We start from the raw sequence: 24,202 nt of genomic DNA on the forward strand, positions 1-24,202 counted from the left end.
TATACCAAAGTGGCGCCCGCCCGGAAACCACGTTGGTGTCATATTGGAAATCAACCCTCTCGCATTCCGTTTGCCCTTGAAACTCAGCCTCCTCTGACCGACATACACCTATGCCCATGTGAAGGAAGTTAACATATGTCCCTGAAAAGCCCTGCCGCGTTGGAATTTCTGCAGAACCGGCGCTCGCGTCCGGCAAAGACCCTTGTGGCACCCGCGCCCGGGCGCGAGGACCTGCTGCCGCTGTTGACCGCCGCTGCACGCAGCCCGGATCACGGCAAGCTGGAGCCGTGGCGGTTCATCGTGATCGAAAAAGGCGCAATGCGCAGACTATCGGAGTTGACACAGACCCGAGGGCAGGTCCTGGGCAGAACACCGGAAGAACTTGCCAAAGACCGCAGCCAGTTCGACATGGGTCATCTGGCCGTTGCGGTGATCGAGGTTCAAAAGCCGTCCCCCAAGGTTCCGGCCATCGAACAAACTTATTCCGCCGGTGCTGTATGTCTGGCCTTACTGAACGCGGCACTGGCAGCGGGATGGGGGGCCAACTGGCTGTCCGGCTGGCAATCCCATGACCCGGAATTTGGCAAGACAGCATTCGGATTGGCCGAGAACGAACGAATCGCGGGCTTTATCCATATCGCGACCGAAGGTGTCGCGCCGCCTGAACGTCCCCGACCCAATGTGGTGGCGATGACAGAATGGGTCAGTGAATGATCATCCTGAATGCCTTTTTTGCGGCGCTGGGCCAGGTCGGAGATCCCAGATTCCGCGCGGTTTTGCTGCGCGGTGTCGGCTTCACGATCCTTCTGCTGGTCGTGGCCTGTGCCGCAGCGATCTGGCTGATCAACCGGCTGTCGGGAAACGAGATTTCGCTGCCTTTTGTGGGCGCTGTTCCGTGGCTGAACGATGTCCTCAACTATTCGGGCATCTTTCTGGTGCTGATCCTGCCGGTTTTTTTGATGGTACCTGTGGCGTCTGCCATCACCTCGATGTTTCTCGATGAGGTCGCGCAAGCGGTCGAAGACCGGCATTATCCCGCGTTGCCCGGTGTTCCGGGCATTCCCTTCAGCGACGGGCTGCGGGATGCGATCGGCTTTATGGGCGTGTTGATCGCCGCCAACCTCTGCGCGTTGGTCCTCTATGCGATCTTCACACCTCTTGCGCCGTTTATCTTCTGGGCGATGAACGGGTTTCTGCTGGGCCGCGAGTATTTCACACTGGCCGCCATGCGCCGTATCGGACGGGACGCGGCCCGCAAGCTGCGAGCAAAGCATTCAGGAACCATATGGCTGGCTGGAACGCTGATGGCGATCCCTTTGTCCGTACCTCTGGTGAACCTTGTGATCCCGATCATCGGGGCAGCAACTTTCACTCATATCTATCACAAATTGTCCGCGCCCTGAGCATCATTCGCGCGGTGGCAACTGGTTGAGCCAGTCGAAATCCCGTACCGAGATCACACCGGAAATAATGATGCCCGCGATGACGGCCCAAAGCACAACGGTAATGCCGGTGGTGATCCAGAGCTTTTTCTTCATGTGATGCACTTCCGGCGCACCGGCATGGGTGCCCGGAACGATCTCACCCAGATCGCCTTGAGTCTTGATGCGCACCGGCAAGACGACCAGCAGGGTCAGAAACCAGATAACCGCAAATAGAACCAGACCGGCGGTGATCGTCATGGCAGATCCTCCACGTTCAGACCTGTTCCAGTTCGACCAGGCAACCGTTGAAATCTTTGGGATGCAGGAACAAAACGGGTTTCCCATGCGCGCCAATCTTGGGTTCGCCAGATCCCAAAACCCGTGCACCGGTTTCTTTCAGGTGATCGCGCGCGGCGATGATATCCTCGACCTCATAGCACACGTGATGAATCCCGCCCGAAGGGTTTTTCTCCAGAAATCCGTTGATCGGACTGTCATCGCCCAGCGGATACAGCAGTTCGATCTTGGTGTTTGGCAGTTCGATGAACACAACAGTCACACCATGATCAGGTTCATCCTGCGGCGCACCAACCTTGGCCCCCAGCGCGGTCTGATATTGCGCGGATGCGGCCTCCAGATCTGGAACTGCGATGGCAACATGGTTCAGGCGACCGATCATGGAACTCTCCTTTGTTCTGCGCTGCAGCGGTTATGGGGTCAGTTTGCACAAAGGACAAGTGCGCCAAATCGTCGTTAACGCGGTGTTAGCCAGATGTTCCTAGCGTGAGGCATCTGCTGAATAGGAGCTCTGCCATGGACGATTCGGGACCGTTTTCCCCCGCGCCACCCGTTGCGACAAAACTGCGCCCCCTGCTGGGCCAGACCATTCTCGTTGTGGAAGACAGCCGGTATGCTTGCGATGCAATCCGGTTGATGTGCCTTCACAGCGGCGCGCGCATTCGCCGGGCCGATTGCCTGGCATCGGCGCGGAGGCATCTGCAGATTTACCGCCCATCCGTCCTCATCGTTGATCTGGGCCTACCCGATGGATCGGGTGCCGATCTGATCGGTGAACTGTCCGAAGCCACCCCCCGGATCGAGGTCATTCTTGGCCTTTCAGGCGACGACGACGCCCGGGAGGAAGCTCTTTTTGCCGGTGCGGACGGGTTTCTGGCCAAACCCCTGACCTCATTGTCCTACTTTCAGACATCCATCCTGGAACTGCTGCCCGAGGATCGCCGCCCCGGCGGGTTGGACACAGTACGCGACGAAACCATCAACCCCGACCCACTGGCCTATCAGGACGACATGGCCCATATCGCGGATGTTCTGGCTGGCCCGACGATTCCCCGCAGCCTGGACTATGCCGTCCAATTCTTGAGCGGTGTCGCTCGGGACGCTCAGGACGGCACCCTTGCCGAAGCCGTGCGACAACTGGCCCACTCGCGTGCTCGGGGGGCACCGGTTACGGCACAGGCCGCGCGTTTAGCCGGGTTGGTACAGAACCGGTTGGAACGGCAAGAGGCGATCTGAAATGATCATCGCCTACTTTGTCACCGCTTCCGTTCTGTGCGTCTGGTGTTATCGCCAGACCCGCCACGCCGCCAAAGCGATCCGTGTCAGGCGCCACAAAACGACAGAGTTTTGGGATTAGCACAACTGCGCACTGTTGAGCCGACCGACATGTCGACACGGATCGGTGGAACACCCGCAAATGAAAATCGCCCGCGCAATGCGGGTGATACAGCATCAGTCCTGAGGGATGAGCCGAAGCCCCAGTTCCATCAACTGATCCGAGGTCGGATCAGAAGGCGCGTCCATCATCAGATCCTCGGCGCGCTGGTTCATGGGGAACATCATGACCTCGCGGATGTTGGCCTCATCCGCCAACAGCATTACGATGCGGTCAATACCCGCTGCACAGCCACCATGCGGCGGCGCGCCATAGTGGAAGGCATTGAACAGGGCTCCAAAGCGGGATTTCACCTCATCCGCGCCATAGCCTGCCAGTTCAAAGGCTTTCAGCATGATTTCGGGCTTGTGGTTCCGGATCGCTCCCGAGACCAGCTCATAGCCGTTGCAAGCCAGGTCGTACTGATATCCGCGCACGTCCAGAGGGTTGCCGTTCAGCGCCTCCATCCCACCTTGCGGCATCGAGAACGGGTTGTGCTCAAAGTCAATCGCGCCGGTTTCTTCGTCCTGCTCATAGATCGGGAAATCGACGATCCAGGCGAAGGCAAAGCGATCTTTTTCGGTGAGGCCAAGTTCTTCGCCGATCACACCCCGCGCCTTACCGGCGACCTTTTCAAAGGCTTTTGGCTTGCCACCTAGGAAGAACGCCGCATCACCGACACCCAGCCCCAGTTGCTGACGGATCGCTTCGGTCCGCTCAGGCCCGATGTTCTTGGCCAACGGCCCGGCGGCCTCCATCCCCTGCCCCTGATCGCGCCAGAAGATGTAACCCATGCCGGGCAAACCCTCTTTCTGGGCGAATGCGTTCATGCGGTCGCAGAACTTACGGCTGCCACCGCTCGGAGCGGGAATGGCGCGAATTTCGGTACCTTCCTGCTCCAGCAGCTTCGCGAAAATCGCGAAGCCAGAATCGCGGAAGTGGTCGGAGACCACTTGCATTTTAATAGGATTGCGCAGGTCGGGCTTGTCGGTCCCATACCACAGCGCCGAATCCTTGTACGAAATCTGCGGCCAATCCTGATCGACCTTGCGGCCACCACCGAACTCTTCGAACACGCCGGTCAGAACGGGCTGGATCGTGTCGAACACATCCTGCTGCTCGACAAAAGACATCTCAAGGTCAAGCTGGTAGAAATCGGTGGGCGAGCGATCGGCGCGCGGGTCTTCATCGCGGAAGCACGGCGCGATTTGGAAGTACTTGTCAAAGCCCGACATCATGATCAGCTGCTTGAACTGCTGCGGAGCCTGCGGCAGGGCGTAGAACTTGCCCGGATGCAGGCGCGAGGGCACCAGAAAATCGCGCGCGCCTTCGGGCGACGATGCGGTGATGATCGGCGTCTGATACTCGCGGAAGCCCTGGTCCCACATGCGTTTGCGCATCGAGGCCACTACGTCCGAGCGCAGCGTCATGTTCCGCTGCATCGCCTCGCGCCGCAGGTCCAGATAGCGATAGCGCAGGCGGGTTTCCTCGGGGTATTCCTGATCGCCAAACACCATCAGTGGCAGTTCGTCGGACGCACCCAGCACCTCCAATTCCCGCACGTAAACCTCGATCTCACCAGTGGGCAGTTTCGGGTTCACCAAGTCCGGATCGCGCGCTTTGACGGAGCCGTCGATGCGAATACACCATTCAGACCGGACCTTCTCCAGCTCAGCAAAAGCCGCACTGTCGCCGTCACACAAAACCTGCGTCACGCCAAAATGGTCACGCAGGTCGATGAACAATACGCCGCCGTGGTCGCGGACCCGATGCACCCAACCCGACAGGCGGACGGTTTCACCGACATTGGCGGCGGTCAAGGCGGCGCAGGTGTGGCTGCGATAGGCGTGCATCGGTTATATCCCTTCGGGCGCAGAATTCATCGCGCCGATACACCCCGTCAGGCCCGGAAAGTCAAGGCAGGTCGGGCCGTCAAAACGGCCTTTGCACATTGCCGGAATAGAAATAAATGCCCAGACCCGCAGCAAAGATGATGTTCCCGGCAATCGCGTGCAGAAGAACGGCATAAAAGAACGAGCCGCGTCGGCGGTACGCCCATGCAAACAGCAGGCCCCCGGCGAAGGTCATCACGGCGACAAGCCAGCTCCAATACATCAGATGCGCCAATGAAAACAGGGCGGCATTCAGCATATAGGCCCAGCGCCCGTCTGGCAGAATGCCGTGGTAGCGGCGGAAAAACAGCACGCGAAACAGCAACTCCTGCGGCAGGGCCGAGGCCAGCGGATAGCCGATACAGATCACCATCAGTAACTCGGGCCGGTATCGCAGCAGCGCAAAGGCAGCGTCCGGGCGGGTCATCATCACCAGCGCCGAGCACACCGCCACCATCGCAATTGTGAACGCCAGAACCTCAATCCACGACCAGTTGCGCCAGCCATAGCGCAGTTCTGCCCAGGAAAAGCCGGGCGTGTTGTGCAGCAAAACGATGCCCAACCCGGTAAAGGCAAATAGTGAGGGGAACATCCAGTCCGGCGGAAACAGGACCGCGATCAACACCGGCACGGCGACGAAAAACAGTGCGAATTCCAGCCATAGCCGAGGGCGCACCGCCGCGCGTTCCAGCCATTCGTCTTGTTTGGTCACTGCTCAATCAACTCCGCCCGGATCATCCCACGCAGGGAATTGCCCATATGGATGGTTTTCGCATTACGCAGATCGGTCAAGGTCAGAACAGCCTCGACCCCTTGATTTGTGTGCAGAATTTCCTGCCGCAAAACACCCGGCAACAACCCGCTGGACAGCGGCGGGGTCAGGTGCTGGCCATCTGGTGTTTCGATGAAGAGGGTGGTGATCGTGCCCTCACACAGCTCATCCCGTTCGTTCAGGAACACCAGTTCATCGACTCCATCGGGCAAGTTCGCCCGCGCGGTGTCATAAACGGCGCGGCGGGTTGTCTTGTGCTGCAGCCAGGTATCTGCCGAAGACAGCCGCTGTTCGGCGATCCCCAGCCGCCAGAGGGGCGGGTTCGCCGTCAGATCGCCGGTTGTCAGATCAAACTGCCCGCCCCGGTCCAGTGTCAGCCGACACCGCAGCGGACCAACGCCCTGAACCACATTCAAGGCCGCAATCGCCCTGTCGCGGTCAAAAGCGATCCCGAACGCCTCAGCCGACGCCGCCATCCGGCTCAGGTGCCGATCCAGCCGCACAAAGCCGCGCTCTGGCCGAAAGGCCAGGGTTTCGATCAGGCGGAAATCAGGCTCGGCTGGCGGGCAAAGCGCGCTTTCCATAGCGCCTCCTCATATTCCGACGGGGCGGTGCTGTCCCAGACGACGCCGCCGCCCACGTTCAGCGTGGCGGCCCCGTTTTCGACCATCATTGTACGGATGGCCACGTTGAATTCCGACCGGCCATCCGGCGCGGCCCAGCCGATTGTGCCGCAATAGATGTCGCGGGGCCAGGGCTCCAGATCGGACAGGATTTCCATCGCCCGGATCTTGGGCGCGCCGGTGATTGATCCGCACGGGAACAGGGCCGTCAGGATGTCCGACAACCCGGCCCCTTTGTGCAATTGCGCGGCGACCTGCGACACCATCTGGTGCACCGTTGCGTAGGTTTCGACCTTGAAAAGCTCGGGCACCGTGACCGAACCCGGCAGCGCCACGCGGCTGATATCGTTGCGCAAAAGGTCGACGATCATCAGGTTCTCGGCCCGGTTCTTTTCGTCCGACGACAGGAAGGCGCGACGGCGCTCATCCTCGACCGGGTTCTCGGAACGGGGCTGAGTGCCTTTCATAGGACGGGTTTCGATCCGACCCTCAGCATCGGTGCGAAAGAACAATTCGGGCGAGCGGCTGAGCAGGTCCGGCAGCCCGTCCTGTTGCACCAGCGCGCCATGACCCACGGGCTGACCGGCCGCGAGTAAGGCATATAAAGCCGTGCTGTCGCCCGCCATTCTCAGATCAATCGGAAAGGTCAGATTGGCCTGATAGATATCTCCTGCCCCGATCGCCGCATGCACCGCCTGAAACGCAGTGTCATAGCGGGCCTGATCCCAACGGGGCCGAAATTCAGTCACCTCACCACCGGACGCGGGCAACGCCACCCGGTCCGGCGCTTCATAGACGCCAAAGCACAGCAATGGCAGGCGACGCTGCGCAGGCAGGCGCGCGGACAGGCGCGGTTCCAACACGTATCCCAGTTCATAACTGGCGTAACCGGCCAGCCATGCCCCATCGGCGCGGGCCTGATCCAGCGCCGCTAATGCGTCGGGCACATCCTCGGCCCGATCCGCGCAGATCAACTGCGTGGGTTGTTGAAACCGGGTGCCACGCCCGGCCGGTCCCTGATCGAAACGAATCCGCACTTGCACCCCCATTTGCCACGCTCCGCGATATAGAGACTGTGGCGGCGGTGGAAAGAGGGGAAAGCGGCAATTTCGCCCCTGTTTCCGATCCCCCTTGCACCTTTTCGCGCGGTCCCTATAACGCAGGACAATTTGGGTGCCGGGATGGTGCCCTGACTCGCGAAAAAGTGAAGGGACCAGGCCATGCCGAGAAGAACCGACATTCAGTCGATCATGATCATCGGGGCAGGCCCCATTGTCATCGGCCAAGCCTGCGAATTCGACTATTCCGGCGCTCAGGCCTGCAAGGCGCTGCGGGAAGAAGGCTACCGGGTCATTCTGGTGAACTCGAACCCCGCGACGATCATGACCGATCCGGGTCTGGCCGATGCCACCTATATCGAGCCGATCACGCCCGAGGTCGTCGCCAAGATCATCGAGAAAGAGCGCCCCGACGCCCTGCTGCCCACCATGGGCGGACAGACCGGCCTGAACACCTCATTGGCGCTGGAAGAGATGGGTGTGCTGGACAAGTTCGGCGTCGAGATGATCGGCGCCAAGCGCGACGCCATTGAAATGGCCGAAGACCGCGCCCTGTTCCGCGAGGCGATGGACCGGCTGGGCATCGAAAACCCCAAGGCCGAGATCGTGACCGCCCCCAAGGATGAAGACGGCAAGAAAGATCTCGACGCAGGTGTGGCGCTGGCCTTGGACACGCTTGAAACCGTGGGCTTGCCCGCCATCATCCGCCCCGCCTTTACGCTGGGCGGCACGGGCGGCGGCGTGGCGTATAACCGTGAGGATTATATCCATATTTGCCGCTCGGGCATGGATGCCTCACCCGTGGGTCAGATCCTGATCGACGAAAGCCTGTTGGGCTGGAAAGAATACGAGATGGAGGTGGTGCGTGACACCGCTGACAACGCCATCATCGTCTGTTCCATCGAAAACGTCGATCCGATGGGCGTGCACACGGGTGACTCGATCACCGTCGCCCCAGCGCTCACGCTGACCGACAAAGAATACCAGATCATGCGCAACCATTCGATTGCGGTACTGCGCGAGATCGGCGTTGAAACCGGCGGGTCCAACGTGCAATGGGCGATCAACCCGGTCGATGGCCGCATGGTCGTGATCGAGATGAACCCGCGCGTGTCGCGCTCGTCCGCGCTGGCGTCCAAAGCGACCGGTTTCCCGATTGCCAAGATCGCCGCGAAACTGGCCGTGGGGTATACGCTGGACGAGTTGGACAATGACATCACCAAGGTCACGCCCGCCTCGTTCGAGCCGACCATTGACTATGTCGTCACCAAGATCCCGAAATTCGCCTTCGAGAAATTCCCCGGCTCTGAACCCTACCTGACCACTGCGATGAAATCGGTGGGTGAGGCGATGTCTATTGGTCGCACCATCCACGAATCGATGCAAAAAGCGCTGGCTTCGATGGAATCGGGTCTGACCGGGTTTGATGAGGTTGAGATTCCGGGCCTGAACGTAGGCGTCTGGGACGAAGCTGACGACAAGGCCGCCGTGATTAAGGCGATCAGCCAGCAGACACCTGACCGTCTGCGCACCATCGCGCAGGCGATGCGTCATGGTCTGACTGACGACGAAATCTTCGGCGTCACCAAGTTCGACCCGTGGTTCCTGGCCCGTATTCGCGAGATCATCGAGGCCGAGCGGCAGGTGCGCAAAGACGGCCTGCCGGTGACCGAGGATGGCATCCGCAAGCTGAAAATGCTGGGCTTCACCGACGCGCGTCTCGGCAACCTGACCGGTCGCGACGAAGCCAACGTCCGCCGCGCCCGCCGCAATCTGGGCGTCAATGCAGTCTTTAAACGCATCGACACCTGCGCCGCCGAATTTGAGGCACAGACGCCATATATGTACTCGACCTACGAGGCCCCGATGATGGGTGAGGTCGAATGCGAGGCCCGCCCGAGCGACCGCAAAAAGGTCGTCATCCTCGGCGGTGGTCCGAACCGGATCGGTCAGGGGATCGAGTTCGACTATTGCTGCTGTCACGCCTGTTTCGCACTGACCGAGGCGGGCTATGAGACCATCATGATCAACTGCAACCCCGAGACGGTCAGCACCGACTATGACACCTCGGACCGTTTGTATTTTGAGCCGCTGACTTTTGAGCACGTCATGGAAATCCTGACGAAGGAGCAGGAAAACGGCACGCTGCACGGCGTCATCGTTCAATTCGGCGGTCAAACCCCGCTGAAACTGGCCAACGCGCTTGAGGCTGAGGGCATCCCGATCCTGGGCACCACGCCGGACGCGATTGACCTGGCCGAAGACCGTGAACGCTTTCAGGCTCTGGTCAACGATCTGGGCCTGAAACAGCCCAAGAACGGCATCGCCTCGACCGACGAACAGGCGCTTGAGATCGCCGAAGAGATCGGCTTCCCGTTGGTCATCCGCCCCTCTTACGTTCTGGGCGGTCGCGCGATGGAGATCGTGCGCGATATGGATCAGCTGCGGCGTTACATCAACGAGGCCGTGGTGGTCTCGGGCGACAGCCCTGTACTGCTCGACAGCTATCTGGCCGGTGCGGTTGAGCTGGACGTCGATGCGCTGTGCGACGGCACCGACGTGCATGTCGCGGGCATCATGCAGCACATCGAAGAGGCGGGCGTGCATTCGGGTGATTCAGCCTGTTCGCTGCCGCCTTATTCCCTGTCCAAAGAGATCATCGCGCAGATCAAGGATCAGGCGTTCAAACTGGCCAAGGCGCTGAACGTCGTGGGCCTGATGAACGTGCAATTCGCGATCAAGGATGATGAGATTTACCTGATCGAGGTGAACCCCCGCGCCAGCCGCACCGTGCCGTTCGTGGCCAAGGCAACCGACAGTGCGATCGCCTCAATCGCTGCGCGCGTGATGGCCGGAGAGAAGCTGTCGGCCTTCCCGATGCGCCCCGCTTACCAGGAAGGCAAAGACACCAAGATTGCAGACCAGATGACACTGGCCGACCCGGACATGCCGTGGTTCTCGGTGAAAGAGGCGGTCATGCCCTTTGCCCGCTTCCCTGGCGTCGATACCATTCTGGGCCCCGAGATGCGCTCGACCGGCGAGGTGATGGGCTGGGATCGCGACTTCCCGCGCGCCTTCCTCAAGGCGCAGATGGGGGCCGGCATGGTGTTGCCATCCTCGGGGCGTGCGTTCATCTCGATCAAGGATGCGGACAAGGGCAAGGCGATGCTTGAGGCCGCCAAGGTGCTGGTTGAACAAGGCTTTACGCTGGTCGCAACCCGCGGCACGCAAAGCTGGCTGGAAGAACAGGGCGTCGCCTGTGAGGTGGTCAACAAGGTCTATGAGGGCCGCCCGGACGTGGTCGATATGCTGAAAGACGGTCAGGTGCAACTGGTCATGAACACCACCGAAGGCGCGCAGGCGGTTGAGGACAGCAAGGCCATCCGGTCCATCGCGCTGTATGACAAAATCCCCTACTTCACCACCGCCGCAGGGTCGAACGCCGCCGCGCTGGCGATCAAGGCGCAGGCTGAAGGGGATGTCGAGGTCAAGTCTCTGCAAGGATGATTTGGCCGCCCCGTCTGGCGCGCAATCAATGGCAGCAAGCGGTGCAAAGCTGCGCGCCGTTTGCATTCCCTTAGGTCAATACATCTTGATCAAATCTGGCCGGGGCTGCATTTTGTGCAGATCACGAAATCAGGACCCGCCATGTTTACCCCCGCCATCACCGGTTCCGGTGTCTATACGCCCGAAAACATCATCACCAATGCCGAGCTGGTCAAGGCGTTCAACGCCTATGCCGACCGGGTGAATACCGAAAACGCCGAAGCGATCTCGGCCGGGCAGCTCGAGCCTTTGCAGCATTCCTCGGAAGAGTTCATCGTCAAGGCGTCGGGTATCGAAAACCGGTTTGTCATGGACAAGGAAGGCGTCCTGAATCCCGAGATTATGCACCCTACTCTGCGACAGCGCAGCGATGATGAACCGGGGATCATGACCGAGATGGCCGTGGATGCCTGCAAAAAGGCACTCGCGCAGGGCGGACGGTCGGCCGACGAGGTAGATCTGGTGATTTGCGCCGCCTCGAACCACGAACGCGCCTATCCCGCGATTGCCATCGAAATCCAGCAGGCGCTTGGGATCGACGGCTTTGGGTTTGACATGAATGTGGCGTGTTCTTCGGCAACATTCGGTATTCAGGCAGCCGCTGACATGATCCGGTCCGGTTCGGTCCGGTCGGCACTGGTGGTCAACCCCGAGATCTGCTCGGGCCATCTGGAGTGGCGTGACCGGGATTGTCACTTCATCTTTGGCGATGTCGCGACGGCTACTCTGATCGAGCGGGTAGAAGATGCCAAAGGCCCGTATTTCGAGATCCTCTCGACCCGCTGCGCCACGGCGTTCTCCAACAATATCCGCAACAATAACGGCTTCTTGCGCCGCTCGCGTCCGGACGGTGTGGTGGATCGCCGCGATATGCAATTCATGCAAAACGGGCGCAAAGTGTTCAAAGAAGTGCTGCCGATGGTCAGCAAGCATATCAGCGATCACATGGCCGCCGAAGGGGTCGTAAGCGATGATCTGAAACGTCTATGGCTGCATCAGGCGAACAAGACCATGAACGATTTCATCGGCAAAAAGGTCCTGGGACGCGAACCGGAACCCGGCGAACAACCCAACATCCTGCAAGATTACGCCAACACCTCATCCGCCGGGTCCATCATTGCCTTTTCAAAGCACTCGGATGATCTGCAGGAAGGCGATGTCGGGCTGATTTGTTCGTTTGGCGCCGGGTATTCGGTGGGGTCGGTGATCGTAAAACGGCGCGTCTGAGCTTATATCACCGCCCGCCCCCGGGTTTGACGGCGTAGATAACCTAAAGATAAATTCAGGCTTCGGAAATCCACCGTTTAATCGCGGTCCTCATATCGGTCGCGGATGCGCAACGCATCTGCACAACCTGATACGAGGAGCACATTGCGATGCACAGACACACCCGCAACATCCTGCCCGCTTTGGCCTTCGTGCCATTTTTCTCGATCGCGGCCACCGGGGCGATGGCCGAACCCGAAATTTGCACAGTCAATATGGCACGCGCGGCGGCAGATGACGGCGACTATTCCGCGTTATGCGGGTGTTCGCGTGTGACAAAAGGGTTTGTGACCCATCTGCAAAACCGTAGGGACTTTGACGCAATTCTTGGGGCGACCGCCGCCCAGTGTCAGGGGTTGGCAAATCTTTTGTCTGACTTGCCGACAGCCTCGATAAAGACGGCAGATCGCGGCGAAGACCGCAGCAGCGACCTGTCATCGGGGTCCGGGTCAAACGGCAGCGGAAGCCAGTCAGACGGCAGCGATGGTTCATCCGGCAACAATGGTGGCACCCCCGGTGACAGTGGCAGTGATCCCGGCAATGGAGGAGCAGGACCAGGCGATGGCGGTGGTAACGAGCCAGGCAATGGCGGCGGTAAGGGCGGCGATGGCAAACCCGGTAAGGGTGGCGGCAAAGGCGGCGACGGTAAAGGTGGAAAGGACGGCGGCAAAGGGAAAAGATAAACCCGCCAGCGCTACGTCCACAATTTGGATCGATCACCTATAGCTGAGCTGTGCCTGCAGCTCGGCAAATGCCCAACGACCGGTGCGCTAGCTGACGCTTTCTTCTTCCAGATGCAACTTCATCTCGATCAGGACCTGTTGCAGCATGCTGGTTTCCTTCAGCAGACGCTTGGCCTCGTTGACCGTGATGATCCCGTCTTCGATCGCGGCCTGATATTCCGTCATCAACATGGCGAACCGCTGGCTGAGCGCAATGACGTCCGAATTCACCCCACCCGTGCGTGGCGTATCGGAATTCCGGCCATCATATGACAGCGTAATATTCTGCAAATCCGCAAGCGCCGAAGTCACATGCGGATAGTTCGCCGCGTTCTCCAGTCGCGCAACAGCATCAACGGGCATGAACCGGTCGGCATGCTCGTCATTGTCGGAATAATACCGCCCCAAGGTCGCTTTGGATTTTCCGGTAATCTCGCACGCTGCTTCGATTCCAACATCCTTGACCAATGCTTCGGTGTGCTTCTTCAGATAGGCCCCGATATCTGCCATAGTGCTCCCTTTGTTACCTGCGCACCTTCCCTGGGCCTGTCCCTGCCGGGGAAAGGGTAGAGAAATTTCCCATATCCGTACTGTAATTGAAAGACCATAAATGAACTATCCCTCAGATATGCGAGGGTTTTGTGAGTGAGTGGCGGCCGTTCGTGCCGGTAATGAGTAATCGTAAGGCAGATTTTTCGCCTTGCTGTGTCCTGGCCATATCTAGGCCAACGACGTCGCTGTCGCGGACAGAAGGCTATCCATCCCCAAGAGCATCTGCTCGGCCTTTATGACCGTGATGGCGGCGTCACTCCTTTCTGTTCATCCTGTGCTTGCCCCTCCTTGCCGGGGGAATTAGACCCCGCGTATGGCAAAACTCTACTTCAACTATTCGACCATGAACGCGGGTAAATCGACCGTGTTGCTACAAGCCTCGCACAACTACCGCGAGCGGGGGATGGACACCTATCTGATGACCGCTGCGCTGGACGGGCGCGCGGGCGTGGGTCGGATCGCGTCCCGCATCGGTATCTCGGCCGAGGCCGACACGTTCACCGCCACGGATGATGTCTTTGCCATGATCGATGCCCGCCTGTCGCAAGGCACCCTGGCCTGCGTATTTGTGGATGAAGCGCAGTTTCTGACCGAAGATCAGGTCTGGCAACTGGCCCGCGTGGTCGACGACCTGAAACTGCCCGTGCTGGCCTATGGATTGCGCGTGGACTTTCAGGGTCGCCTGTTTCCCGGCTCAGCCGCGCTGCTGGCGCTGGCCGATGAGATGCGCGAGGTCCGCACCATCTGCGAATGCGGGCGCAAGGCGACAATGGTGATTCGGCAAGACGAACATGGCCGCACCATCACCGAAGGCGCGCAGGTTCAGATTGGCGGGAACGAGACATATGTCTCGCTCTGCCGCAAACACTGGCGCGAGGCGATGGGCGGCTAGACCGGGTTGGGCAGCGGGCGGCCTGCGACAAAGGCCGCGACGTTGTCCAGCGCCATATGGCCCATATCTGTCCGCACCTCCTCGGTCGCGGTTCCCAGATGCGGCAGCAACGTCACGTTTTCCATATCCATCAACGCCTGCGGCACGGCGGGTTCGAACTCGTAGACATCCAGTCCGGCCCCTGCAATCTGATTGGTCTGCAACGCAACGATCAGCGCGGATTCGTCCACAACCTCACCCCGGGCGATGTTGATCAGTATCGACGACGGCGTCATGGCCGCAAACACCCGGGTACTGATCAGATGCCGCGTCTCAGCCCCACCGGGAACGGCAAGAACCATGAAATCAACCGATGCCGCCAGCGCGGTCAGGTCGGGCACAAAGGTGGCGGCAAAGTCCAGATCTTTTGCACTGCGCGATTGATAGGCCACCTGCATCCCGAATCCATAGTGGCAGCGCCGGGCAATGGCCTGCCCGATCCGCCCCATGCCCACGATGCCAACGCGTTTACCCGTGACGTGATGACCCAGCATTTGCGTCGGATGCCATCCTTGCCAGTTGCCCGCACGCACCAACCGCTCGCCTTCACCGGCGCGGCGGGCTGTCGTCAGCAGCAGAGTCATGGCGATGTCGGCTGTCGCGTCCGTCACCGCTCCGGGCGTGTTGGTGACGGCAACGCCAGAGGCGCGCGCCGCGTCCACATCAATGTGGTTGTAGCCGACACCGAAATTGGCCAGCAGTTTGCACCGGGGCGCGGCCACGTCCGCAAAGACCTGCGCCGAGAAGAGGTCGCCGAGGGTCGGAACCACCACATCGAATTCAGACAGCGCTCGGCGCATCTCATCCTGCGTCATCGGCTGTGTCTCGGTCCGGAATTCGACATCGAACTCGGCACGAGCGCGGGCCTCGACTGCGGCGGTCATCGGGCGGGCAATCAACAGCTTCATCAGTGCATCCGCCCGCCGGTTGGAACCTGGGAATCCGGGCCAATCAGCACGATCTCGCCATTTTCGTCGGGCAGACCCAGCACCAGAACCTCGGACATGAACCTGCCGATCTGGCGCGGCGGGAAATTCACCACTGCCATCACCTGCTTGCCCGCCAGCGAGGCCGGATCGTAATGTGCGGTGACCTGCGCCGAGGTTTTGCGCTCGCCAATCTCATCCCCGAAATCGATCCACATCTTGATCGCGGGTTTGCGGGCCTCGGGGTAGGGTTCGGCGCGCAGGACCTCGCCCACACGGATATCGACCTTTAGAAAGTCGTCAAATGTAATGTCACTCACGGGACAGCTCCTTGGATCGATCAGTGGCCGCCTTGACGGCGCGATTCAGCAAATCAGGAAATCCGTCTTTCTTATCCATCAGCACCTCAAGCGCGGCTTGTGTTGTGCCATTGGGCGAGGTGACGTTGACGCGCAATTGCGCCGGATCATCCTCGGAGGTCATCGCCAAAGCCCCTGCCCCGGCCACTGTCGATTTGGCCAGTTTCATTGCCAGGGCTTGCGGTAAACCCTGCGCCTCACCGGCGGCGGCCAGCGTTTCGATCAGGTGAAAAACATATGCCGGTCCGGAGCCACTGACCCCGGTAACCGCGTCCATCTGCCCCTCGTCACTCAGCCGTACGGTCTCCCCGATTGCGGACAAAAGTGTTTGGGCCAAAGCCACATCCGCGTCCGAGGCCACAGCGTTGCCAATGAGGGCCGTGATCCCCTGCCGAATCGCTGCCGGAGTGTTCGGCATCGCGCGCACAATCGGGGTATCAGCGCCCAACACAGATTCGAATGTCGCAATCGACGTCCCCGCCGCAACCGAAATGAACAGGCTGTCACCGCCGCCCAACGCCGCGATGGCAGGCAGAGCGTCTCCCATCATCTGCGGTTTAACCGCGACAAGCACCACTGCAGGGGATTCGGGCAACGGCGTGTTGATGTTGACGCCCTGCGCCTTGAGCCAATCCGACGGGTACGGGTCAATTACCCAGACCGACGAGGCAGAGAGGCCATGCTCGAGCCATCCGGCGAGCATGGCCGATCCCATCTTGCCGCATCCCAGAAGAACCAGCCCCTGTTCCGCGACGCGCGACATATCCATGATTGCCCCTCCCCTTTGGTTCGGGGCAAAGCTTTACGCGCGGCCGTAGGCCTCTGCAATGGCGACTTGCATTGCGTCTTCGGGGCTGCGGTTGCCCCAGGTCACCAGTTGAATTGCGGGGTAATAGCGCTCGGCGCTCAGGACGGCGGCGTTGATCATCGTATCGATCTGTTCCGGGCTGGCCATCTGACCGCCCGCCAAAACCAGACCATAGCGATAGACCATCAGTTTCTGGTTCGCCCAATAGGTGAACGCCCCGGCCCAGCACTGATCGTTCATCCGGTTCAGCAGCTCATACAACTCGGTTTCGCGCTCGGACGGAGGCTCCATCTCGAACGAACACACCATGCGCAGAGTTTCGTCAAAATTGGACCAGGCCAGAGTGATCGAATATGTGCGCCACTGCCCTTCCACAGCCATGGCAATCTGGTCATCTCCGATCCGGTCGAAATCCCAATCATGGTGCTCGGCCAAGTGTTCAACAATATCAATCGGATGAAGGTCTTCTTCGAGAAACTGCTCGGAAAGGGCCATAATGCCACCTCACTAATCTCTAGCAATTTGGGGCTGGCAGCGCCCCAGCGCTAGTTGCCTGCACTACAAGCCGGGCTTCCCCCTTAGGCCTGTACTAAATATGGTGCGATGCGAGGCGCGCTGTGACAACCCTATTTATTGGGGATAACAGCAATAAGTTGTGGACGAATGGCAACGGAGCTCAAAATATCGGCGTCCCTTGCAGCTTTGTCTTGATTAAAGCCCGGGAAGCAGCAAAATGCACGACACCGTCCAACCCGGGGCACGGGCTGGACAGTACGTGAATTTTCCTACAATGCTGAAATCTGGTGTTATTTGTCCAGTTTTGCCTCAAGCGCGGCGATGCGCGCTTCAAGCGCCGCATTTTCTTCGCGGGCTTTCTGCGCCATGGCGCGAACGGCATCAAATTCCTCACGCGTGACAAAATCGCGATCGGCGAGCCAGCGGTCGATCATGGATTTCATCGCATTTTCGGCTTCTTCCCGCGCGCCCTGCGCCACGCCCATGGCGTTGGTCATCAGTTGGGAAACATCATCCAGAATCTTGTTGCGGGTTTGCATGGGCTTTCTCCGATTTCGCGGTTGGTCTCTATATGGGGAAAGATCGGCGCAGGCTCAAGGTTGACTTGTCCTGCAAAGCCCGGGCAATGAGACGCACATGCAGGCTGTTCTGAATTTCCCCGATCTGTCGCCCGAATTGTTCTCGATCTCGCTTATGGGGATGGAGTTCGCGCTCAGGTGGTACGCGCTGGCCTATATCGCCGGCATTCTGATTGCATGGCGGATGGGTGTCATGGCGTTGAAACGGCCAGCCTTGTGGCCGGGGCAAGCAGCCCCGATGAAGGCCGATCAGCTTGAAGATTTGCTGACTTGGATCATTCTGGGCGTTATCCTGGGCGGCCGTTTGGGATTTGTTCTGTTCTATCAACCCGCCTATTACCTGACGCACCCACTTGAGATCCTGAAGGTCTGGCAAGGAGGCATGGCGTTTCATGGTGGCTTGTTGGGTGTGGTGATTGCCTCATACCTTTACGCAAGACGCCACCAGATCCCGGCCCTGTCGCTGGCTGACTTGATTGCACATACTGTTCCGCCGGGGTTGTTGCTGGGGCGTCTGGCGAATTTCATCAATGCAGAATTATGGGGTCGTCCCAGCGATGTACCATGGGCCGTGATTTTCCCCGGTGCGGCCGCGCAGGATTGTCCAGATATCGTCGGCCAATGCGCGCGCCACCCCTCGCAACTGTACGAAGCGGCGTTGGAAGGCGTTTTTCTGGGCGCGCTTGTGCTGTGGCTGGTATATCGGCGCGGCGCGTTCAAACGCCCCGGTCTGGTGATGGGCGTATTTTTGGCCGGATACGGAGCTTCACGTTTCATTGTCGAATTCTTCCGGCAACCGGATGCCCAGTTCGTCGCGCCCGGCAATCCGCTTGGTCTGGCCTGGCATATTGGCGGCTACGGTTTGACCATGGGACAAGTGCTGTCATTGCCCATGATCGGGTTGGGCCTGTGGTTTGCCCTGCGCGCACGGTCAGCCAAATGACCTTGACCGACCATCTGCTGAAACTCATCGCCCAAGACGGCCCGATGAGCGTGGCCGATTACATGACCGAATGTCTGCTGCATCCTGTTCACGGGTATTACACGACCCGGGACCCCTTGGGGGCGCAGGGCGACTTTGTCACCGCTCCGGAAATCAGCCAGATGTTTGGCGAGTTGATCGGGCTCAGCCTTGCGCAATGCTGGGTGGATCAGGGTCGTCCCACGCCTTTCACCCTTGCCGAACTGGGGCCCGGTCGCGGTACCCTGATGGCGGATATCCTGCGCGCGACGCGGGGCGTCGCGGGGTTTCACGATGCAGCCGACATCGTGCTGTTCGAGGCATCACCAACTCTGCGCGATATTCAGGCTCGGACGCTGAAGGGTCACGCGCCTCGCTGGGTCGAGTCTGTCACTGACTTGCCCGATGCACCATTGTTTCTGGTCGCGAACGAGTTCTTTGACGCCCTGCCCGTACGCCAGTTCCTGCGCGATGGCTCGGGTTGGCGCGAGCGTTTGATCGGCGTAGAGGGTGCGGCTCTCACCTTTGGACTGGGTCCGCGCACAGCTCAGGTGGCATTGAACGACCGGCTGCAAGACACAAATGACGGCGATCTGGTCGAACTATGTGCCGCCGCCATTCCAATTCTGACAGTGGTCGCCGGTCGGATCGCCACGCATGGCGGGGCGGGGTTGATTGTCGACTATGGCGACTGGCGCTCTCTGGGCGACACGTTTCAGGCAATGCGCGCCCATGAACCCACAGACCCACTGTCTTCCCCCGGGTGTGCGGATCTGACCGCGCATGTGGATTTCGAACCTCTGGCAACCGCGGCGCGCGCCGCCGGCTGCAGGCATTCTCGGCTGACCCCGCAAGGGGTATTTCTGGAACGCCTCGGGATCACGGCCCGAGCACAGGCTTTGGCGAAACCCCTGGGCGGTCCCGTGCTTGAAACGCTGATCGCAGCACATCGCCGGTTGACGCATCCAGAGGAAATGGGAAACCTGTTCAAAGTGCTGGGCCTCTACCCATCATACGCCTCACCACCGCCGGGACTGGAAGCATGACACTGGAAATTCTGACCTCAGAGATCTTGTCGCCGGTGCGCCACGGCTTTTTCACCCGTCGCGGCGGGGCCTCTTCCGGGATATTTTCGGGCTTGAATTGCGGTTTGGGATCTTCTGACCTGACCGAGGCCGTCGCGCTGAACCGGCGTCGGGTCGCGGATGCCATGGATGTACCCCATGACGCGCTGGTTGGCGTGCATCAGGTCCATTCCCCCACTGTCCTGACCATTGACGCGCCTGTTAATGGTGAAAAGCCCAAGGCCGACGCTGTGGTCACAAACACACCGGGATTGGCGCTGACCATTCTGACAGCCGACTGCCAGCCCGTTCTGTTTTCCGATCCTGACGCTAATGTGATCGGGGCCGCACATGCAGGTTGGAAAGGCGCGCTGGACGGTGTTCTTGAGGCCACGCTGGAGGCCATGGAAGCCCTGGGCGCAAGCCGCGCAAACACGGTCGCCGTGATCGGCCCGACAATTTCACAACGCGCTTATGAGGTGGGTCCCGAGTTTCTGGATGACTTCCTGATGAACGCGCCGGAAAACGCCCGTTTCTTTGCAAATGGTAACACTGACAGGCTGCAATTCGACCTGCCCGCCTTTGGATTGCACAGGCTTCGCGAGGCAGGTATCGGGCAGGCAGAGTGGACGCGGCACTGTACGTATTCCGACCCGGACAGGTTCTATTCCTACCGCCGCGCAACACACGCGAAAGAGGCCGATTACGGCCGTCTGATTTCAGCCATCAGATTGTAAATCTGGCCCGAATTAAGGCAATTCTGCCCACTTTCCGCCACATTTATTGTGTTTACCTGAATTAGAATCGTTTCAAATTATCAACGAATCTCAGATGTTTACCTGCTGTTTGCATGCGTTTCGGCTGATTTTCTTAACAAAAAGGAAAATAAAACCTTCAATTTGTCCTCAATTCATCTCGGATCAGCCTTATCCGCGCCGCAAACCGGCATCAGGAATAGATGATAACGGAAACAAGGGCCTCAAGGCCCCAGATGAGCAGGACAGAAACAATGAAGACGAAATCACGCTTTCTTTGCGCAGTTGTGGCGACTGTAAAGGCTCAGGAACCAGAAATGCCCTGGAAACGTGTTTCAAGTCGCTCTGTCAGAGTTGCGCGCCGGTTGGCGGCACGACGCTGACACAGAAATCCCGCGAGGCCAGCTGCCGGCTTCAAGGGGAAAGATCCATGTCAGCCGTTGCTTCGAAGGTTGATATGTGACGTCGCAGATGGGTTTGCGGCAGTTTTTTCGAAGTGTGTCTGCGCAGGCATTTTTCGCCTGCGATTAACGAGTTTGTCTGGGGGGTCATGGTTTTGACCAAAATGCAGCTGTTTTCTTTCGCGGCGCGGCGTCTGTTCGACGACTGCCCTGCGATTGCCCTGTTTCTTAAAGGCAAAGAACACATCCATCAGGCGGAATGCACGGGGGTTCAACCCGCCTTGTTGGTTATTAGAGGGGTGGAAAGTCGATGACTATTCCAAATTCTCTGGCCCGTGCGGCCAGAAATGCGGTCGAGACGTCCGTAATATTACGCGACGCGCCGAGACCAGCAACCAAATCAAAGGCGCAGTTGCGGCGCTATGAAGTGTCAACGCTGCTGGCCAATGGGGAAGTGTCCCAGACACGTCATATTGCACCGGCCTTGCCGATGTTTGAAGACGCGTTCTGCGCCTTCACCCGTGGCTCGCTTGTCGAAACACCACAAGGGCCGATGGCCATCGAGGATCTGCTTCCCGGCGATCAGGTGCTGACGCAGGATGGCGGATCTGAAACCGTGGTCTGGAAAGGCTCGGTCACACTGATTCCGGGACGCGAGGATTCGCGTGGCCGGACCCGACCGCTGACCCGGATCATGGCCGACACGTTTGGCATGCAAAAGCCGATGTCAGGCGTCATCGCGGGCCCTGCCGCGCGATTGCTGGGAACACCTGCGCATCTGCGACATCTCAACGATGGCGCACCGATGCTGACCCCGGTCCGTGAGTTTCAGGATGGAATGAGCGTGATTGAAACCCTGCCGCAGACACCGGTCGAGCTGTTTCACATCTGCCTCAAGCGCCATGCGGTTATTCGGGTCGATGGACTGCAATTTGAGACCTATCATCCCGGTATAAATGCGGTTCGGATGATCAGTCACTCTTTGCGATCCATCTATTTGAATCTATTCTCACATGTAGAATCGCTAAATGATTTTGGCCCGCTGCTGATGCCGCGCGCCGGAGATGGAGAGGTGGACGCGATTCTAGCGTGATTTTGTAACTATTGCTGCAAATGTGGGGGCATCATGCAGATATTACTATGTTGGGTGTTTTTCCTGATGGTGGTCGCGATATTGCCACCATCAGCGACAGGTGTTCAGTCAGTTGGCCTCAGGCCGACCGGTTCATCCGCTCTTCCAATACGTCAAATGGTACGCCTGGCTCGTCTTTTGCGCCTCGGATAACAAGCGACGTCTTGACGCTGGCCACGTTTGGCGTGGTCAGCAATTCGCCCGTCAGAAATTGCTGAAAGCTGGACAAGTCAGGGGCGACGCATTTCAGGATGAAGTCGACCTCGCCGTTCAGCATATGGCATTCGCGGACCAGCGGCCAATCGCGACAACGGTCTTCGAACGCGCTGAGTTCGGATTCCGCCTGACTTTCAAGCCCGACCATCGCAAAGACCTGAACCTCGAACCCCAGTTCGCGGGCATTTACCTCGGCGTGGTAGCCGCGAATATACCCGGATTCCTCTAAAGTACGCACGCGACGCAAACACGGGGGCGCTGAGATTCCGACGCGCTTGGCAAGCTCAACATTGGTCATCCGACCATCCGCCTGCAATTCCGCCAGAATTTTGCGGTCAATTTCATCCAGCCGGGTCGTGACCATTGGGAGCTCCTGTTTTTTCAGTTGTTATAGCAGCAGCGGTTACAGACGCAATTATATTTCACAGCCGCGCAATATTCTTTATTTCACTGACGGATTTCGCCGTTTCATTTGCCTCCCGCATGAAAGTCAACGAGCCGCAGGAAGGGGCTTTAAGCCCCGCCTTGCCATCGCTATATCCATCCGCACCGGGCAAACATGCCCGCAAGGCAGATCGAGTTGGGGGTACCATGGCCGACACAAGACATACCAAGGTTCTGATCATCGGATCGGGACCAGCCGGATACACGGCTGGCGTTTACGCAAGCCGCGCCATGCTGGAGCCCATTCTGGTCCAGGGCATCGAACCCGGTGGCCAATTGACCACCACAACCGAGGTCGAGAACTGGCCCGGTGACACCGAAGTACAAGGCCCCGATCTGATGGTGCGGATGCAGGACCATGCCAAGGCAATGGGCTGTGAGGTCATCGGCGATATCATCAATGATCTGGACCTGAGCCAGCGCCCGTTCACTGCAACGGGTGACAGTGGCACAGTGTACACCGCCGATGCCGTCATTCTGGCCACCGGCGCGCGTGCGAAATGGCTGGGTTTGCCCTCGGAAGAGAAATTCAAAGGCTTCGGCGTGTCTGCCTGCGCCACCTGCGACGGTTTCTTTTATCGTGGGCAAGAAATCGTCGTGATCGGCGGTGGCAACACGGCTGTGGAAGAAGCACTGTTCCTGACCAATTTCGCCAGCAAAGTGACTCTGATCCACCGCCGCGATGAATTGCGGGCTGAAAAAATCCTGCAGGACCGGCTGCTGAAGAACGAGAAAATTGAACCCTTGTGGTTCCATCAGTTGGAAGAGGTCGTCGGTACCGACGCACCGCTGGGTGTGGAAGGTGTCCGAGTCAAACACGTCAAAACCGGTGAGATTAGAGAAATCCCCTGCAAAGGCGTCTTCGTCGCCATCGGCCATGCGCCGGCGAACGAGTTGGTCAAGGACACACTGGAAACCCATATGGGCGGGTATGTCGTCACCAAACCGGGAACCACCGAAACCTCGGTGCCGGGCGTGTTTGCCGCCGGTGACCTGACAGACCACGTCTATCGTCAGGCCGTCACCAGTGCCGGAATGGGATGTATGGCGGCATTGGATGCCGAACGGTTCCTGGCCGAGAACGACTGACATGATCACGGAATTCTCTGGCCCGGTCTGGAGAATTCTGTTCCGCACACAAGCTGACACACCGCTGGCCCCTGCCCGCGCGCCCGAAGGTCGCTTTCATCATTCAGGCCAGTTCGCGATCTATGCATCGCTTAGCGCCGAGGGCGCCGGGGTTGCCATCAAACGCTACGTCTCGGCCAGCGATCCTGTTCGTGTTATCCAGCGGCTGAGGGTGTCAGACGCAAGACTGATGGATTTTCGCGGTCGCACCGAGGTATCGATCGTCTGGCAGGACATTCGGGAAACCGGTCGCCTGTCCCCAACGTGGCAGTATTCCGATCAGGCCCGCGATTCCGGTTCGGACGGGTTGATTTACAGCTCACGATCCCGTCCTGACCTCAGCCATCTGGTATTGTTCAGCGCATGCACTGGCCTGATCTGCGCCGAAGGTGATCCCCGCGACTGGGTCGCTGAAAGGTGACGGCCCCTGCCTTGACCGCTCGGCGCAGCCGTATC

26 protein-coding genes are annotated in these 24,202 nt (G+C 59.3%); 13 read left to right on the forward strand and 13 right to left on the reverse strand.

Annotation, left to right across the window (positions count from 1 at the left end; translation table 11 throughout):
• The first annotated feature begins 135 nt into the window (after nt 1–135).
• The gene (locus ACRZ9X_RS18240; RefSeq protein ID WP_480521462.1) at nt 136–714 is read left to right on the forward strand and encodes a nitroreductase family protein; all 579 of its coding nucleotides are present in this window, start codon (nt 136–138) and stop codon (nt 712–714) included.
• Nucleotides 711–1,403 carry an EI24 domain-containing protein gene (locus ACRZ9X_RS18245; RefSeq protein ID WP_480521464.1) on the forward strand — a complete coding sequence of 231 codons (693 nt, stop codon included), beginning with the start codon at nt 711–713 and terminating at the stop codon, nt 1,401–1,403. The genes ACRZ9X_RS18240 and ACRZ9X_RS18245 overlap by 4 nt, the downstream gene beginning before the upstream one ends.
• A gap of 3 nt (nt 1,404–1,406) precedes the next feature.
• On the opposite strand, the gene ACRZ9X_RS18250 is transcribed toward ACRZ9X_RS18245, so the two are convergent.
• Together ACRZ9X_RS18250 and mce are read right to left on the reverse strand one after the other, a co-directional pair.
• Nucleotides 1,407–1,682 carry a DUF1467 family protein gene (locus ACRZ9X_RS18250; RefSeq protein WP_480521466.1) on the reverse strand — a complete coding sequence of 92 codons (276 nt, stop codon included), beginning with the start codon at nt 1,680–1,682 and terminating at the stop codon, nt 1,407–1,409.
• Between the two features lie 16 nt (nt 1,683–1,698).
• Nucleotides 1,699–2,103: a methylmalonyl-CoA epimerase gene (mce, locus tag ACRZ9X_RS18255; RefSeq protein ID WP_480521468.1), complete on the reverse strand. Its 405-nt coding sequence runs from the start codon at nt 2,101–2,103 to the stop codon at nt 1,699–1,701.
• A gap of 134 nt (nt 2,104–2,237) precedes the next feature.
• Here mce and ACRZ9X_RS18260 point away from each other — a divergent pair, with 134 nt between their 5' ends.
• The gene (locus ACRZ9X_RS18260; RefSeq protein ID WP_480521470.1) at nt 2,238–2,957 is read left to right on the forward strand and encodes a response regulator; all 720 of its coding nucleotides are present in this window, start codon (nt 2,238–2,240) and stop codon (nt 2,955–2,957) included.
• Between the two features lie 216 nt (nt 2,958–3,173).
• Here ACRZ9X_RS18260 and aspS read toward each other — a convergent pair whose 3' ends face one another.
• The 4 genes from aspS to ACRZ9X_RS18280 form a co-directional block, all read right to left on the reverse strand.
• Nucleotides 3,174–4,949, reverse strand: a complete 1,776-nt coding sequence (aspS, locus tag ACRZ9X_RS18265; RefSeq protein WP_480521472.1) for an aspartate--tRNA ligase — start codon at nt 4,947–4,949, stop codon at nt 3,174–3,176.
• Between the two features lie 79 nt (nt 4,950–5,028).
• The gene (locus ACRZ9X_RS18270) at nt 5,029–5,700 is read right to left on the reverse strand and encodes a CPBP family intramembrane glutamic endopeptidase (RefSeq protein WP_480521474.1); all 672 of its coding nucleotides are present in this window, start codon (nt 5,698–5,700) and stop codon (nt 5,029–5,031) included.
• Nucleotides 5,697–6,344 carry an aminotransferase class IV family protein gene (locus ACRZ9X_RS18275; RefSeq protein ID WP_480521476.1) on the reverse strand — a complete coding sequence of 216 codons (648 nt, stop codon included), beginning with the start codon at nt 6,342–6,344 and terminating at the stop codon, nt 5,697–5,699. Before ACRZ9X_RS18275 ends, ACRZ9X_RS18270 begins: the two co-directional genes overlap by 4 nt.
• Entirely contained in the window at nt 6,299–7,420 is a 1,122-nt protein-coding gene (locus ACRZ9X_RS18280; protein ID WP_480521478.1) for an aminodeoxychorismate synthase component I, read from the reverse strand. Before ACRZ9X_RS18280 ends, ACRZ9X_RS18275 begins: the two co-directional genes overlap by 46 nt.
• A 183-nt stretch (nt 7,421–7,603) precedes the next feature.
• Here ACRZ9X_RS18280 and carB point away from each other — a divergent pair, with 183 nt between their 5' ends.
• The 3 genes from carB to ACRZ9X_RS18295 all read left to right on the forward strand — a co-directional run bounded on the left by carB (nt 7,604) and on the right by ACRZ9X_RS18295 (nt 12,936).
• Nucleotides 7,604–10,948, forward strand: coding sequence for a carbamoyl-phosphate synthase large subunit (gene carB / locus ACRZ9X_RS18285; protein ID WP_480521480.1), 3,345 nt, complete (start codon nt 7,604–7,606; stop codon nt 10,946–10,948).
• 141 nt (nt 10,949–11,089) lie between these two features.
• On the forward strand, nt 11,090–12,214 hold the full coding sequence (locus tag ACRZ9X_RS18290) for a beta-ketoacyl-ACP synthase III (RefSeq protein WP_480521482.1): 1,125 nt from the start codon (nt 11,090–11,092) through the stop codon (nt 12,212–12,214).
• A gap of 149 nt (nt 12,215–12,363) precedes the next feature.
• Nucleotides 12,364–12,936, forward strand: a complete 573-nt coding sequence (locus ACRZ9X_RS18295; RefSeq protein ID WP_480521484.1) for a hypothetical protein — start codon at nt 12,364–12,366, stop codon at nt 12,934–12,936.
• An 87-nt stretch (nt 12,937–13,023) separates the two neighbouring features.
• On the opposite strand, the gene ACRZ9X_RS18300 is transcribed toward ACRZ9X_RS18295, so the two are convergent.
• Complete coding sequence (locus tag ACRZ9X_RS18300; RefSeq protein ID WP_480521486.1) at nt 13,024–13,485, reverse strand: hypothetical protein; 462 nt, start codon at nt 13,483–13,485, stop codon at nt 13,024–13,026.
• Nucleotides 13,486–13,840: 355 nt separating this feature from the next.
• On the opposite strand from ACRZ9X_RS18300, the gene ACRZ9X_RS18305 reads away from it, so the two are divergent.
• A complete protein-coding gene (locus ACRZ9X_RS18305; protein ID WP_480521488.1) occupies nt 13,841–14,419 on the forward strand; it encodes a thymidine kinase in 579 nt (192 codons plus the stop codon).
• Here ACRZ9X_RS18305 and ACRZ9X_RS18310 read toward each other — a convergent pair.
• The 5 genes from ACRZ9X_RS18310 to ACRZ9X_RS18330 form a co-directional block, all read right to left on the reverse strand.
• A complete protein-coding gene (locus ACRZ9X_RS18310; RefSeq protein ID WP_480521490.1) occupies nt 14,416–15,366 on the reverse strand; it encodes a 2-hydroxyacid dehydrogenase in 951 nt (316 codons plus the stop codon). The two genes, ACRZ9X_RS18305 and ACRZ9X_RS18310, sit on opposite strands and share 4 nt — an antisense overlap.
• A complete protein-coding gene (locus ACRZ9X_RS18315) occupies nt 15,366–15,704 on the reverse strand; it encodes a tRNA-binding protein (protein ID WP_480521492.1) in 339 nt (112 codons plus the stop codon). The genes ACRZ9X_RS18310 and ACRZ9X_RS18315 overlap by 1 nt, the downstream gene beginning before the upstream one ends.
• Entirely contained in the window at nt 15,697–16,512 is an 816-nt protein-coding gene (proC, locus tag ACRZ9X_RS18320; protein ID WP_480521494.1) for a pyrroline-5-carboxylate reductase, read from the reverse strand. Before proC ends, ACRZ9X_RS18315 begins: the two co-directional genes overlap by 8 nt.
• Nucleotides 16,513–16,545: 33 nt before the next feature.
• Nucleotides 16,546–17,046 (reverse strand): type III secretion system chaperone family protein, encoded by a 501-nt coding sequence (locus tag ACRZ9X_RS18325; RefSeq protein ID WP_480521496.1) that lies wholly within the window; start codon nt 17,044–17,046, stop codon nt 16,546–16,548.
• A 311-nt stretch (nt 17,047–17,357) separates the two neighbouring features.
• A complete protein-coding gene (locus ACRZ9X_RS18330; protein WP_050604795.1) occupies nt 17,358–17,606 on the reverse strand; it encodes an accessory factor UbiK family protein in 249 nt (82 codons plus the stop codon).
• A 97-nt stretch (nt 17,607–17,703) separates the two neighbouring features.
• Between ACRZ9X_RS18330 and lgt the strand changes: the two genes are divergently transcribed.
• The 4 genes from lgt (at nt 17,704) to ACRZ9X_RS18350 (ending at nt 21,919) form a co-directional block, all read left to right on the forward strand.
• Nucleotides 17,704–18,588 carry a prolipoprotein diacylglyceryl transferase gene (gene lgt / locus ACRZ9X_RS18335; protein ID WP_480521498.1) on the forward strand — a complete coding sequence of 295 codons (885 nt, stop codon included), beginning with the start codon at nt 17,704–17,706 and terminating at the stop codon, nt 18,586–18,588.
• Nucleotides 18,585–19,652 carry a class I SAM-dependent methyltransferase gene (locus ACRZ9X_RS18340; protein WP_480521500.1) on the forward strand — a complete coding sequence of 356 codons (1,068 nt, stop codon included), beginning with the start codon at nt 18,585–18,587 and terminating at the stop codon, nt 19,650–19,652. Before lgt ends, ACRZ9X_RS18340 begins: the two co-directional genes overlap by 4 nt.
• On the forward strand, nt 19,649–20,407 hold the full coding sequence (gene pgeF, locus ACRZ9X_RS18345) for a peptidoglycan editing factor PgeF (RefSeq protein WP_480521502.1): 759 nt from the start codon (nt 19,649–19,651) through the stop codon (nt 20,405–20,407). Before ACRZ9X_RS18340 ends, pgeF begins: the two co-directional genes overlap by 4 nt.
• Nucleotides 20,408–21,136: 729 nt before the next feature.
• Nucleotides 21,137–21,919, forward strand: coding sequence for a Hint domain-containing protein (locus ACRZ9X_RS18350; protein WP_480521504.1), 783 nt, complete (start codon nt 21,137–21,139; stop codon nt 21,917–21,919).
• Nucleotides 21,920–22,037: 118 nt separating this feature from the next.
• Here ACRZ9X_RS18350 and ACRZ9X_RS18355 read toward each other — a convergent pair whose 3' ends face one another.
• Nucleotides 22,038–22,538: an Lrp/AsnC family transcriptional regulator gene (locus ACRZ9X_RS18355; protein WP_480521506.1), complete on the reverse strand. Its 501-nt coding sequence runs from the start codon at nt 22,536–22,538 to the stop codon at nt 22,038–22,040.
• Between the two features lie 227 nt (nt 22,539–22,765).
• On the opposite strand from ACRZ9X_RS18355, the gene trxB reads away from it, so the two are divergent.
• Both trxB and ACRZ9X_RS18365 read left to right on the forward strand, forming a co-directional pair.
• On the forward strand, nt 22,766–23,707 hold the full coding sequence (gene trxB / locus ACRZ9X_RS18360) for a thioredoxin-disulfide reductase (protein ID WP_480521508.1): 942 nt from the start codon (nt 22,766–22,768) through the stop codon (nt 23,705–23,707).
• 1 nt (nt 23,708) lies between these two features.
• Nucleotides 23,709–24,167 (forward strand): RES family NAD+ phosphorylase, encoded by a 459-nt coding sequence (locus ACRZ9X_RS18365; RefSeq protein WP_480521510.1) that lies wholly within the window; start codon nt 23,709–23,711, stop codon nt 24,165–24,167.
• Nucleotides 24,168–24,202: the final 35 nt, after the last annotated feature.

The organism is Ruegeria sp. AL1 (genome assembly GCF_056540905.1).

What these genes read in the sequence shown, in the direction of transcription:
- ACRZ9X_RS18240 (WP_480521462.1), top strand. Translation starts at nt 136, where the DNA reads ATGTCCCTGAAAAGCCCTGCCGCGTTGGAATTTCTGCAGAACCGGCGC.
- ACRZ9X_RS18260 (WP_480521470.1), top strand. Translation starts at nt 2,238, where the DNA reads ATGGACGATTCGGGACCGTTTTCCCCCGCGCCACCCGTTGCGACAAAA.
- ACRZ9X_RS18325 (WP_480521496.1), bottom strand. Translation starts at nt 17,046, where the DNA reads ATGGCCCTTTCCGAGCAGTTTCTCGAAGAAGACCTTCATCCGATTGAT.
- aspS (WP_480521472.1), bottom strand. Translation starts at nt 4,949, where the DNA reads ATGCACGCCTATCGCAGCCACACCTGCGCCGCCTTGACCGCCGCCAAT.
- proC (WP_480521494.1), bottom strand. Translation starts at nt 16,512, where the DNA reads ATGGATATGTCGCGCGTCGCGGAACAGGGGCTGGTTCTTCTGGGATGC.
- ACRZ9X_RS18365 (WP_480521510.1), top strand. Translation starts at nt 23,709, where the DNA reads ATGATCACGGAATTCTCTGGCCCGGTCTGGAGAATTCTGTTCCGCACA.
- ACRZ9X_RS18300 (WP_480521486.1), bottom strand. Translation starts at nt 13,485, where the DNA reads ATGGCAGATATCGGGGCCTATCTGAAGAAGCACACCGAAGCATTGGTC.
- pgeF (WP_480521502.1), top strand. Translation starts at nt 19,649, where the DNA reads ATGACACTGGAAATTCTGACCTCAGAGATCTTGTCGCCGGTGCGCCAC.
- trxB (WP_480521508.1), top strand. Translation starts at nt 22,766, where the DNA reads ATGGCCGACACAAGACATACCAAGGTTCTGATCATCGGATCGGGACCA.
- carB (WP_480521480.1), top strand. Translation starts at nt 7,604, where the DNA reads ATGCCGAGAAGAACCGACATTCAGTCGATCATGATCATCGGGGCAGGC.
- ACRZ9X_RS18330 (WP_050604795.1), bottom strand. Translation starts at nt 17,606, where the DNA reads ATGCAAACCCGCAACAAGATTCTGGATGATGTTTCCCAACTGATGACC.
- ACRZ9X_RS18350 (WP_480521504.1), top strand. Translation starts at nt 21,137, where the DNA reads ATGACTATTCCAAATTCTCTGGCCCGTGCGGCCAGAAATGCGGTCGAG.
- ACRZ9X_RS18275 (WP_480521476.1), bottom strand. Translation starts at nt 6,344, where the DNA reads ATGGAAAGCGCGCTTTGCCCGCCAGCCGAGCCTGATTTCCGCCTGATC.
- lgt (WP_480521498.1), top strand. Translation starts at nt 17,704, where the DNA reads ATGCAGGCTGTTCTGAATTTCCCCGATCTGTCGCCCGAATTGTTCTCG.
- ACRZ9X_RS18250 (WP_480521466.1), bottom strand. Translation starts at nt 1,682, where the DNA reads ATGACGATCACCGCCGGTCTGGTTCTATTTGCGGTTATCTGGTTTCTG.
- ACRZ9X_RS18245 (WP_480521464.1), top strand. Translation starts at nt 711, where the DNA reads ATGATCATCCTGAATGCCTTTTTTGCGGCGCTGGGCCAGGTCGGAGAT.
- mce (WP_480521468.1), bottom strand. Translation starts at nt 2,103, where the DNA reads ATGATCGGTCGCCTGAACCATGTTGCCATCGCAGTTCCAGATCTGGAG.
- ACRZ9X_RS18295 (WP_480521484.1), top strand. Translation starts at nt 12,364, where the DNA reads ATGCACAGACACACCCGCAACATCCTGCCCGCTTTGGCCTTCGTGCCA.
- ACRZ9X_RS18290 (WP_480521482.1), top strand. Translation starts at nt 11,090, where the DNA reads ATGTTTACCCCCGCCATCACCGGTTCCGGTGTCTATACGCCCGAAAAC.
- ACRZ9X_RS18355 (WP_480521506.1), bottom strand. Translation starts at nt 22,538, where the DNA reads ATGGTCACGACCCGGCTGGATGAAATTGACCGCAAAATTCTGGCGGAA.
- ACRZ9X_RS18340 (WP_480521500.1), top strand. Translation starts at nt 18,585, where the DNA reads ATGACCTTGACCGACCATCTGCTGAAACTCATCGCCCAAGACGGCCCG.
- ACRZ9X_RS18305 (WP_480521488.1), top strand. Translation starts at nt 13,841, where the DNA reads ATGGCAAAACTCTACTTCAACTATTCGACCATGAACGCGGGTAAATCG.
- ACRZ9X_RS18310 (WP_480521490.1), bottom strand. Translation starts at nt 15,366, where the DNA reads ATGAAGCTGTTGATTGCCCGCCCGATGACCGCCGCAGTCGAGGCCCGC.